Origin of the sequence: Asticcacaulis sp. (genome assembly GCF_020217185.1) — a bacterium.
Lineage (GTDB): Bacteria > Pseudomonadota > Alphaproteobacteria > Caulobacterales > Caulobacteraceae > Asticcacaulis.
Window position 1 is genome coordinate 1 of record NZ_JAIWNX010000217.1, and the last position, 10,000, is coordinate 10,000.

The window sequence follows — 10,000 nt, forward strand, 5'->3', positions numbered from 1 at the left end:
TTCGCTCTAAATTTTTGTTTTGTCGCGATGTTTTTGCGGAAAACCGCTCACACTTTTGGCTTCGCCGAACTCCGTTTCCGCACATCGCTCTAGCGCCAAACCGTAATCAGTGCGCCTCGGCGGGCTTGGAAGCCGGCGACAGGAGGTCGATGGCGGCCTCAAGCACGGTGCGTGAACCGGCGGCCATGACCTGACCACCATAAGGACCCACGGGCGCACCCGCCCAGTCGGTCACCACGCCCCCGGCGTTTTCGATCACCGGAATGATGGCGTCGATGTCCCAGGCCTTAAGCCCGGTTTCCAGCGCACCGTCCATCGTGCCCTGCGCCACCATGGCAAAGGCATAGGCGTCGCAGCCATAGCGCATCAGCTTGGCCGCCTTGCGCAAGGCGGTAAAGGCGGGGTCTTCGGCGTTCGAATAGAGGTGGGGGTCGGTGGTGGCCAGCACGGCCTGATTCAGTGACGCGCAGTCGCGCACCCGCAGCGGCGTCGATCCCGAGGGGGTGATCAGGCGCGAACCGAGGGGCGAACCGAGGAAGATTTCCTTGAGGAAGGGCTGGGCGATGACGCCCATAATCGGACGACCCTTGTGGCGCAGGCCGATCAGGGTGGTCCACAGCGGCAGGCCGGAGATAAAGGCGCGCGTGCCGTCAATGGGGTCCAGCACCCACACATAGTCAGCTACGGCGCGCACCGTGCCGTATTCTTCGCCAATAATGCCGTGATCGGGGTATTCGGCCTCGATCAGGGCGCGGATGGCGCGTTCGGCCCCCTTGTCGGCTTCGGTGACCGGGTCAAAGCCGCTCGAATGGCCGGGCTTGCTCACCTCACCCAGTTCGACGGAACGGAACAGCGGCAGGGCTACGCCCGCCGCTGCCTCCGCCAGACGAAGGATAAAGGCTTCCAGAGTTTCGAGTTCGGCTGAGGACGCCATAGACCACCTTGCGCAGATTCAATCGGTCGCATGTGTAGGCGTCCGCCGGGCGGAACTCAAGACGGAAGAAGGATCAGGCCGCGGTTTCGGTTTCGGTGTTCAGCGACTTGGCCAGATCGAGCAGACGGCGGCGCGGACGCTCCGACAGGCGGTAATAGGCCTGAATGAGGTCCAGCGTTTCCTTGCGCGAAAACACTTCGATGCCTTCGTTCTGCACGGCGGCCACTTCGGTCGTATTGTCTTCCAGGCCGTCGTAGAAATAGGTGACCGGGGTTTCCAGCGCCTTGGCGAGCTGGAACAGGCGAGCAGCGGAGATGCGGTTGGCGCCGCATTCATACTTCTGGATTTGCTGGAAGCGGATGCCGACGGCCAGGGCCAGTTGCTGCTGGGTCAGGCCCAGCAGGCGGCGGCGGCGGCGCAGTCGCTTGCCCAGGTGCAGGTCGATATCGTTAGCCATGTGAGTTATCCCTCGTTCTATCTGTAAGCGTGCCGTTCCGGGACGGTTCGCCTGTGAGGGTTCAAATGGCGTGCCAGCGTTATGAGCGCGTTAGGAGGCTTTTGAGTCGCCTTTCGGCACAGGTAACACCACCGTCTTCAAGGCCTTTGCGGGATCGAGATAGCGTTTGGCGAGGTCCTGAAGGTCGGCGGGGGTCAGGCTGTTCAGCAGCGCCTGACGGTTCAGCACATAGTCGCGCTGACCAGCATTGGCGTCGATGCCGGACAGGGCCGCCAGCCAGTAGCCGTTATTGCGATCCTCTTCGGCCATCCGGCGCAGCAGCGACTGACGCCCGCGCAGCAGTTCATCGTCGGTCACCGGCGCGCTTTTCAACCCGTCGATCAGGCTGAGGAAGCCGGTATAGAAGCTGCTTTCAGCCCCCGGATAGAGTTGCACCGTGGCCGACAGATAGCCGAAGCCTTTAAATCCTGTGGAGGGTACATGCCGCGCCAGAGGCACATAGGTGGTGCCGGTTTCGGCGCGCCCGGCCTCGTAGTGGCGCAGGCTCAGGACCTCAGCCAGCAGATCGAGACCCAGACCGGTCTTCGGGTCGCTGTAGCGGTCAGTGGTGGGGAAGGCGATCATCATCAGTGCCTGTTCGGGGCTGCCCTGATGATAGAGGGTCTTATAGAGGCCTGCGGTCGGGAAGCGGGCCGTCTCGCCGCCGTCGGGGGCGGGGGTGTAGCGGGCGGGCAGGGGCGGCAGGACACCGAAGGTGGCATCCAGCGCCGGGCGCGCCTGTTCCGGCGTGATGTCGCCGACGATGACGATTTCCAACGGCGTGTCGCGCAGCGAATTGCGGATCAGCGCGGCGATACGGTCATTACTGAGGCTGAGCATGTCGGCCTGCGACAGTGGCGTCAGGCGGGCATCGCCATCATAGACCAGCCGCGGCAGGTGCATGGCCATGACCCCTGACGGATTGGTCGAGGCGAAGGTGTAATAGGCGGGCATGGAATGGCGCAGACGCTCCAGATAGGCCGGATCGAAGGCGGCGTCGGAATAGAAGGCGCGCAGCAACTGCATTTCGCGCGCAAAATCGTGCGGCGTGCTTTGCCCCATCAGGACGGCTGCGTCTTCGGTCAGGCGATAGGCGAGGTCGAAATTCATGCCCGCCAGCGATTCTTCGATCTCGCTGGCCGACATATTTTTCAGGCCGCCCTGAAAAATATCGTAGAAGTTCAGAGCGAAGGCCGCATCCGGTGTTTTGGGTGACAAACGCTTCAACCCGCCCAGAGCGCGCACGCTGACCATCACCGACCCGGCTTGCAGCTTCGACGGCTTGATCGTCACCTTCACGCTGTTCGCATAGATCAGGCGCGTCGTGCCCAGCGCTGCGTCCTGTTCGGTGCGGATGGGGGCGACCGGTGCGCCGAAATCAGCATAGGCCCAGGCCTTGGCCGTTTCGGCCTCCGGCGCGGTGACGGGCGCCTTTTCCAGCGCCGCATAGGTCTTTTCTAAGGCTGCGGCATCCAGCCCGGCCACCGGGGCGGGGCCGCTGACCGATATCAGCGGACCATCGCGCTGCATCAGGGCCTTCATGTAGCTGTTGATGGCTTCTCGCGACAGTTCGGGCTTGAGGTCCAGATAGAATTGCAGGTCCTGCGCCGGGGAGTTGATCACGTAGCGATCACCGATAGACCCGGCGATCATGTCGGCGATCCACTCGTTCGAGCGCGTGGCGGCGCTATCGGCGCGCTGACGCAGCCCGGCTTCATAATCGGCGGCGGCGCGCGCAAATTCAGCGTCGCTGAAGCCGTATTCGCCGACCTGCCGCGCCAGAGTCAGGGCCTCGTTAAGGGCCTTTTGCGTTTCACCGGGCTTGGGCATGACCATCAGGCTGAGGCTTTCGCCGGTGCGCTGAAAGGACTGACGGTTGAGACCGGCGCGGGCAAAGGCACTGTCCGGGCGGGCGGCGACGCGCTCCAGCCGGTTATCGAGCGCGGCCAGCGCCAGATGCTCACGCATCATATCACGCACCGCCTCGCGGTTCTGAAAGCGCGTTTCGGCGGGTTTGAGCCAGGCGATGTCAATGATCTCCGGCAGGCCGGGTTCAAAATAGGTGGTGCCGCGCGGCCCTTTGGGTGTGTAGGCGCCGGCATCTCGCGTCGCAGGGGCCGGAGTCCTGGCCTTCCACGCACCGAAGGTCTTTTCGATACGCTTTTCCAGCGCGGTGGCGTCGATGTCGCCCACAATGATCAGGGTGGCGCGCTCAGGGCGGTAATAGGTGTCGTAGAAGCGGCGGACCTGTTCACGCGGCGTATAGAGTACGATGTCGCGCAGACCTTTTTGCGGTCGTTCTGGCAGGAGCTGACCGGCAAAGGCGGTGCGCAGCCACTCGTCATAGCGGCGCTGCACCGGCTGATCGGCAGTGTTCAGTTGCGTGACCACCAGCGCGCGGTCGCGCTGATCCGCCGTTTCGGGGAAGGTCAAACCGAAGGCCATGTCCGACATCACATTGAAACCGGTATCCAGCGTCGCCGCATCATTGCGCGGCAAGGCGATCTGATAGCTGGTTTCGCCTTCCTCGGTCAGGGTCTGCTGACCCGCCCCCATCTGGATACCCTGACGCTCAAGCTGCCGGAACAGGTCGCCGTCGGGATAGTGGGATGAGCCGGAAAAGGCCATGAAGGTGATGAGGTAGGAAATGCCGCTTTCTTCGTCGGCTTCGTCCAGCGGCCCGGCCCCGATGCGCAAACGCATCACCACCTTGCCCGGCTGAGCGGCGTTGGGATAGAGGACATAGGTCATGCCGTTGGACAGGCGGCCAAAGCGCGCCTGAGGATCGACGGGCAGGTCGGAATATAGGTGGGCGAACTGTGCACCCGGCGCTCCGGCTTTCAGGGGCTCGGCCATCGCCGCGCCGCTCAGCCCAACCGCCAGCATTACCCCTAATGCCAAAGCCTTCAGTGTCATCCGTCGCTCCTTAATAGACAGATGACCTTATCAGGCTTTGGGGCCTTTTGAAGACGGTACGCGCTTAAGATGAGGGAGAAGGGGTCGGTTTCAGCCGGGGTTGGCAGGGCACCATTTTGAAAGGGACATTGCGCGCTTCGCAGGCGGCGCGAGTCAAGGGTTGATGGTAGGTCAGCGGAGCGATCCACATAAAGCCCGCCGCAGCCCCGATGCACACCACCCCCAGCACGTAGTCCTTGTGCTTTTCGATCCAGGCAAAGCGGCTTTTTAGCACCTGATAGAGCAGGGGCAAAAGCATGAAGCTGAGCAGCAGGCCCGCAAAATAATGGTAGATATACATGACCCGCTGCGTGCCAAGCCAGATGTGGATTAGCATGAAGACGACCCACATGCCGACAATGGCGGCCGCCATGTCCATATCGTGCGTATCAAGCCACGCTTTTTTCTGGAAGGTTCGCTGGGCCAGAAGCACCAGCGTGCCCAACAGCGCCAGGCCGCCCAGCGTCCAGTTGAACAGGTTGCCTGCCATCTGCACATAGCTGGTGCGGCCATTATGGGCGTCCCAGCGATAGGTGATGTTCTTGTGCATCAGCGGCCACAGGGCCGGATTGGACCCGTTCTTTTCCGTTTTGACAATGCCGGTGAAGTCATTGTTCATGAAGCGGAAATAGCCATTGGTGGCATCGTATAACACCTGAGGTGTCAGGGGGCCGCGCTGTTCCAGCCACGCCTTGTAAGGCTCGGTGATGAAGGGGGCGTCCTTGCGCCCGGCATCGCTTTTGAAATCCGGTGCCACCGGATTGAGCACGGTGTGCAGCACAAAGATCGACACCATGATGGCGGTAAAGCTGGCGGAAACGGCCACGGCCTTGGCGGCGATATGGCCGATCGTGCGGTCCATCGGCCAGCGGCTGCGCATCAGGTCGCGCAGGGCGGTAAAAGCCGGAAGCGCCAGCAGGACGATCGTATTGACCTTGACCATAAAGCTCAGGCCGATCAGCGCGCCGAACAGGGCGGCGTGCTTCCAACTGTCCTTTTGCGGGTCACAGAAGGCGCGCAACCACACCAGTATGCCGCCCAGTGCAAAGGTAATCTGGAACGGATCGAGATGCCCGGCGCGGAAATGCACAATCAGAGCGTTTTCAAACACGTAGAGCAGGCTGAATATAGCGGCGGAAAAGGCTTCGCGCGTTATGGTCAGGCAGATCAGATAGAACAGAACCGCCCCGGCCGCCCCGAACAGGCCCCCCATCAGGCGCACGCCGGTAAAGCTGTAGCCTTTGGGAATTTTGCGGGTGTCGGTCTTTTTGACCTCGGCCAGAAAACGGCTGTCGGCCTTTTGGGCATCCCCGACAAGGTCGCGACCGACCTTCATCAGCATGAAGCCCAGAGGCGGGTGCGAGGCGTAAGAGGCAATATGGCCTTCGTAGCGTTCCAGCGCCGTGACGTAGTAGCTTTCGTCCCAGAAGGCATTGGGCGGATCATTGAGGTCGCGCGCAAAGTTGAAACAGGCCAGACAGAGGACGGCAAAGCCCAGAAGCCAGCGCATCACGGGCTCGCGTCCCAGAACCTGCATCAGAGAGTCGTCGCCCCATTTGCCGCGGCGGAGTTGCGTCCAGCGGGTTTTGACATCGGCAAGCAGGGTGTCGGTCATTTCAATACGCGCGAGTGGGGCCCCGGCCCTTATGGCAAGCCAGGGCAGGGGCGGCAACCCCTATTTGTCGCTCCATACGCCCAGTTCATTGCCCGACGGATCGGTGAAATGAAAACGCCGGCCACCGGGGAAGCTGAAGATGTCCTGCGTCAGGTGTCCGCCCGCGCCTAGAACCATGTCGCGCGACGCTTCGAGGTTTTCAGAATAGAGGATAACCAGAGGCTTGGCCGGCCCGTTATCGGCGTCGAAACCGCCGTCGAGACCGGCCTCGGACAGGGCGGCATAGGTCGGGCCGTAATCAATGAAATTCCAGCCAAACGCCTGATGATAGAAGGCTTTGGTTTCGGGCAGGGCGGTGGCCTGCCATTCGACATAGTCGATCTTGTGATGTTCGCTCATATCAGGCTCCAGACGCTGGCGGGTTTGACGGCGCGGTCTTCGATTTGGGTGTCGGTGTGGATGTCGAAGGTCGCCAGCCGGGCCAGCCCTTCGCCGGGGAAGTAGCTGCGGTGCGGGTCGCCGACATAGACGGCGATACCCAGCGCCCGGCTCTTACGCAAAAATGTCAGCATGGCCGCCGTCATCGACTTTTCGTAGCAGATATCCCCAGCCAGAATGACATCGACGGCGGGAGGCGCTTCCGCCAGTCGATCAGCCCCGTCAAAGGTGACATTCACGCCGTTCAGAGCCGCATTGAGCGCCACGGCGGCCCCGGCGAACGGGTCGATATCATTGGCGATGACCTGCGCCGCCCCCAGCTTCGCCGCCACTATACCGACCAGCCCGGAGCCACAGGCCAGATCGAGTACCCGCTTGCCCTTGACGACGTGCGGGTTTTGCCTGAGCCACAGGCCAAGCGCCTGACCGCCGGCCCACGGAAAGGCCCAGAAGGGCGGGGCCAGACCGTTTTGCAGCAGTTCGGCCTCGGTCATCTCCCACAGGCTCGTCACCTCCGCTGCTTGGTAGAGGCTCAGGTCGGGCAGGGAGGGGACCGGCAGAGGGGTGGTGTGGGCGCGGATAAATGCCGCCGGTTCGCTCATTGAGTGGCCGTGGGGGGCGGCGCGGGTTCCCCCGCAAAATCCGCCGCATAGGCCGGACTGATCAGGCCGCGCAGCACCGCCTGTGGCACGCGGATCTGATAGGCGCCTTCGGCATAGGGGCCGACCTCATAAGGAGCGAACAGGGCCTCGATCGCGCCGATCTTGCCAGATGTGGTGGAAGCCACCAACGCCAGATGGCTGTCGATCAGCTTGGGGCAGGTGAAGCCGGTGGCGGTCTGCGTCGTCGGGGTCTGATTGCGGCGCGACCGCTCGGCCTCGATCTGACGACACAGGAAGGCGTCAGCCGCAGCGAGGTCGGCATTGGGCGCGAACAACAGGCGCGCGTCGATGGCCTGTTTGGCGGTCTTGTCCCACAGCACGCTCTGATAATTGGCGTTCGGGTGGGCGCCGCCGGTAAATTCCGACTGCTCGGCATAGAGCGAGGCCAGATGCTCGGACTGCGCCGGCAGGGTCCAGGAGATCGAACGGAAATAGGGCGGCGGTTCGGAACCCGCAGCGCTCAGTTCCTTGCGATCCTTGGCCGCCTGATCGCCAAAGGCCTTAAGCTCGCTCTGGCCTTCGGAATACAGGCGATTGTGCAGGTCCGGGAAGGCTTTGATCGCTTCGGGGAAGGTCAGCTTGACCTCGGCATCCGGGGTCGTTTGCGCAAACTCAAGCGGTGCGGCGGCCACGGGCGGGGCGTCATCCTTATGCGCCTCGTCCTTTCGCGAGCAGGACGCCAGAGTCAGCGCGCAAAACGCGACCGTGATCAGCAGGTGCGGTCTCATCCGCATGTCTAACTCCTTAGGGTCGCCCATTGATTAAACCGACCAGTGCCCGATCAGGATGGCCGCGACCCACAACAGGCCGGTTTCGCGATTCGCCTTGAACAGCTTCAGAAGACGCGTGTTGTCGTCGATTCGCAAGGTGTTGACCTGCCAGAACAGGTGCAGACACACGGCCGCCAGCCCGGCATAGAGCGGCCAGCTCAGGCCGCCGAGTATGGCCCCTACGCCGGTCAGGGCCACGGCTGCGGCGTAAAACAGGGAAACGCCGCTTTTGCCTTTGCTGCCTAAGGCGCGGGCCGAGGATTTGACACCGATCATGGCGTCGTCCTCTATGTCCTGATAAGCGTAGATGGTGTCGTACCCCAAGGTCCAGAAGATCAGACCCGCATAGAAGATGACCGCGGCAAGGCTCAGTGTCCCCGTCATGGTGGCGACGCCCATCAAAAAGCCCCAGTTGAAGGTCAGGCCCAGCCACGCCTGCGGCCACCAGGTGATGCGCTTCATAAAGGGATAGGCGGCGACCAGCCCCAGAGACGCCACCCCCAGCCAGATGGCGGTCGGGCCCAGTTGCAGCAGGATGACAAGGCTGGTCAGCGCGGACAGGGCGACGAACAGTAACGCCTGTTTGGGGCTGATTTGCCCGGACGGGATGGGGCGCAGGCGCGTGCGTTCGACCTGCGCATCGAAATCGCGGTCCACAAAGTCGTTATAGGCGCAGCCCGCCCCACGCATCAAAGCGGAGCCTAGCGCAAACAGGACCAGCCTATAGGCCACCTCCAGCGACAGCGGATTCGCGGCGCCAAAAACCAGTCCCATCGCGCCCGGCAGGAACAGCAGCCAGATACCGATGGGGCGGTCGAAACGCCCCAGCCTCAGCCACGGGCGCAGGGGGGCGGGCGCGTAGAGATCGACCCAGTTGGCTTTGGGGGCATCGGGGAGGGCTAGGGGATCGTGAGTCATGGGCCCTCATTTGCGCCTTTCGCGGGCAGGTGTCGAGGCCCAAGCCGCGTTCCCTTTCATTTCATCGACCCCCAGGAGGTTTGGCAAGCTACCTGTTGGTAATGGCTACTACATTACAAATGGTACATGTTTTAAAATGGTATCTTGCAATAAATAGTAGCTTGTCATATACACCTCTTCATCACGGGGCGCACACGGCTCCGTCGAAAGGAAACCGGAGATGGCTGAAACCATTGACATTCAACTGAAGAAAGGCGTGCTCGGCCTGTGCGTGCTGGCGCTTCTGGCCCGCAACGAGAGCTACGCCTATGAAATCGCCTCCACCCTGTCCGATGCGATCGGCATGGGTGAAGGCACCATCTATCCGCTGATGCGGCGGATGCAGAGCGACGGGCTGGTCGATACGCGACTGGTCGAATCCTCATCGGGGCCGTCGCGCAAATATTACCGCCTGACCGAGGCCGGTCACGCGGCACTGGCGGCGCAGGCCGCTGAATGGCGCGGCTTTGCCCGCAGCGTCGATGCGCTGCTGGATGCCGCACCGCCTGAGCCGCAACCGGCTCCTACCGAAACGCAAGAGGGGTAAGGGACATGACCCGCAACGAATTTATCAATCGGCTCAAGCAAGGCCTGACGGGCCTGCCCGCCGCCTCCATCGCCGATGTGGTCGCCGACTACGAAGCCCATTTCACGGACGGCGTCGCCGCCGGTCGCAGCGAGGCCGAAGTGGCCGCTGCCCTGGGTGATCCGGCGCGGCTGGCGCGCGAACTGCGGGCCGAAATCGGCCTGAAACAGTGGGAAGACACCAAGTCGCCGTCTTCGGCGGTCAGCGCGGTGTTTGCCGTTCTGGGGCTTGGGGCCATCGACATCCTGATCCTGCTGCCGCTGCTGATGGGCGTCATCGGCACCCTGTTTGGCTTCTTCATGAGCGCCATCGGTATCTTTATCGCCAGCGGCGTCGTCTTCGCCACCGGGGCCTTCTGGATGCCGGGCGGTGTGTTTGCCGCGCTTCTGGGCGGTGTCGGCGGGATGGCTCTGGCCGTTACCATTGCCGGCCTTACCGCTATCGTCAGCGTGTGGCTGGTCAACGGTCTCGTCTGGTACGCCCGTCTGCACTATCGCCTGCTGAAACCCGCGCTTGATGCGCAGAACGCCTGATCGGAGGAGGGAAGACCATGATGATCCGTAAACTTGCCATTATTTCCGGCTCCG

10 protein-coding genes are annotated in these 10,000 nt (G+C 62.5%); 2 read left to right on the forward strand and 8 right to left on the reverse strand.

The window, feature by feature from the left end; genetic code table 11:
- Positions 1–106: 106 nt before the first annotated feature.
- The 8 genes from hisN to ubiA all read right to left on the reverse strand — a co-directional run bounded on the left by hisN (position 107) and on the right by ubiA (position 8,788).
- The gene (gene hisN / locus LDL37_RS10710; protein ID WP_290797896.1) at positions 107–934 is read right to left on the reverse strand and encodes a histidinol-phosphatase; all 828 of its coding nucleotides are present in this window, start codon (positions 932–934) and stop codon (positions 107–109) included.
- A 73-nt stretch (positions 935–1,007) separates the two neighbouring features.
- A complete protein-coding gene (locus tag LDL37_RS10715) occupies positions 1,008–1,400 on the reverse strand; it encodes a helix-turn-helix domain-containing protein (RefSeq protein ID WP_085930442.1) in 393 nt (130 codons plus the stop codon).
- Positions 1,401–1,481: 81 nt separating this feature from the next.
- Complete coding sequence (locus LDL37_RS10720; protein WP_290797899.1) at positions 1,482–4,346, reverse strand: M16 family metallopeptidase; 2,865 nt, start codon at positions 4,344–4,346, stop codon at positions 1,482–1,484.
- A 64-nt stretch (positions 4,347–4,410) separates the two neighbouring features.
- Complete coding sequence (locus LDL37_RS10725; RefSeq protein WP_290797902.1) at positions 4,411–6,000, reverse strand: phospholipid carrier-dependent glycosyltransferase; 1,590 nt, start codon at positions 5,998–6,000, stop codon at positions 4,411–4,413.
- A 60-nt stretch (positions 6,001–6,060) separates the two neighbouring features.
- Positions 6,061–6,399 (reverse strand): VOC family protein, encoded by a 339-nt coding sequence (locus LDL37_RS10730; RefSeq protein ID WP_290797905.1) that lies wholly within the window; start codon positions 6,397–6,399, stop codon positions 6,061–6,063.
- Positions 6,396–7,040, reverse strand: coding sequence for a 50S ribosomal protein L11 methyltransferase (locus LDL37_RS10735; RefSeq protein ID WP_290797908.1), 645 nt, complete (start codon positions 7,038–7,040; stop codon positions 6,396–6,398). Before LDL37_RS10735 ends, LDL37_RS10730 begins: the two co-directional genes overlap by 4 nt.
- Positions 7,037–7,834, reverse strand: coding sequence for a DUF3298 and DUF4163 domain-containing protein (locus LDL37_RS10740; RefSeq protein ID WP_290797911.1), 798 nt, complete (start codon positions 7,832–7,834; stop codon positions 7,037–7,039). Before LDL37_RS10740 ends, LDL37_RS10735 begins: the two co-directional genes overlap by 4 nt.
- 27 nt (positions 7,835–7,861) lie before the next feature.
- Entirely contained in the window at positions 7,862–8,788 is a 927-nt protein-coding gene (gene ubiA / locus LDL37_RS10745) for a 4-hydroxybenzoate octaprenyltransferase (RefSeq protein ID WP_290797914.1), read from the reverse strand.
- A 220-nt stretch (positions 8,789–9,008) separates the two neighbouring features.
- Between ubiA and LDL37_RS10750 the strand changes: the two genes are divergently transcribed.
- Both LDL37_RS10750 and LDL37_RS10755 read left to right on the forward strand, forming a co-directional pair.
- Positions 9,009–9,374 (forward strand): PadR family transcriptional regulator, encoded by a 366-nt coding sequence (locus LDL37_RS10750; RefSeq protein ID WP_126419848.1) that lies wholly within the window; start codon positions 9,009–9,011, stop codon positions 9,372–9,374.
- Between the two features lie 5 nt (positions 9,375–9,379).
- Complete coding sequence (locus LDL37_RS10755; RefSeq protein ID WP_126419849.1) at positions 9,380–9,946, forward strand: DUF1700 domain-containing protein; 567 nt, start codon at positions 9,380–9,382, stop codon at positions 9,944–9,946.
- Positions 9,947–10,000: the final 54 nt, after the last annotated feature.

Coding starts and splice junctions, on each gene's coding strand:
- hisN (WP_290797896.1), bottom strand. CDS start 934: ATGGCGTCCTCAGCCGAACTCGAAACTCTGGAAGCCTTTATCCTTCGT.
- LDL37_RS10720 (WP_290797899.1), bottom strand. CDS start 4,346: ATGACACTGAAGGCTTTGGCATTAGGGGTAATGCTGGCGGTTGGGCTG.
- LDL37_RS10725 (WP_290797902.1), bottom strand. CDS start 6,000: ATGACCGACACCCTGCTTGCCGATGTCAAAACCCGCTGGACGCAACTC.
- LDL37_RS10730 (WP_290797905.1), bottom strand. CDS start 6,399: ATGAGCGAACATCACAAGATCGACTATGTCGAATGGCAGGCCACCGCC.
- LDL37_RS10735 (WP_290797908.1), bottom strand. CDS start 7,040: ATGAGCGAACCGGCGGCATTTATCCGCGCCCACACCACCCCTCTGCCG.
- LDL37_RS10740 (WP_290797911.1), bottom strand. CDS start 7,834: ATGCGGATGAGACCGCACCTGCTGATCACGGTCGCGTTTTGCGCGCTG.
- ubiA (WP_290797914.1), bottom strand. CDS start 8,788: ATGACTCACGATCCCCTAGCCCTCCCCGATGCCCCCAAAGCCAACTGG.
- LDL37_RS10750 (WP_126419848.1), top strand. CDS start 9,009: ATGGCTGAAACCATTGACATTCAACTGAAGAAAGGCGTGCTCGGCCTG.
- LDL37_RS10755 (WP_126419849.1), top strand. CDS start 9,380: ATGACCCGCAACGAATTTATCAATCGGCTCAAGCAAGGCCTGACGGGC.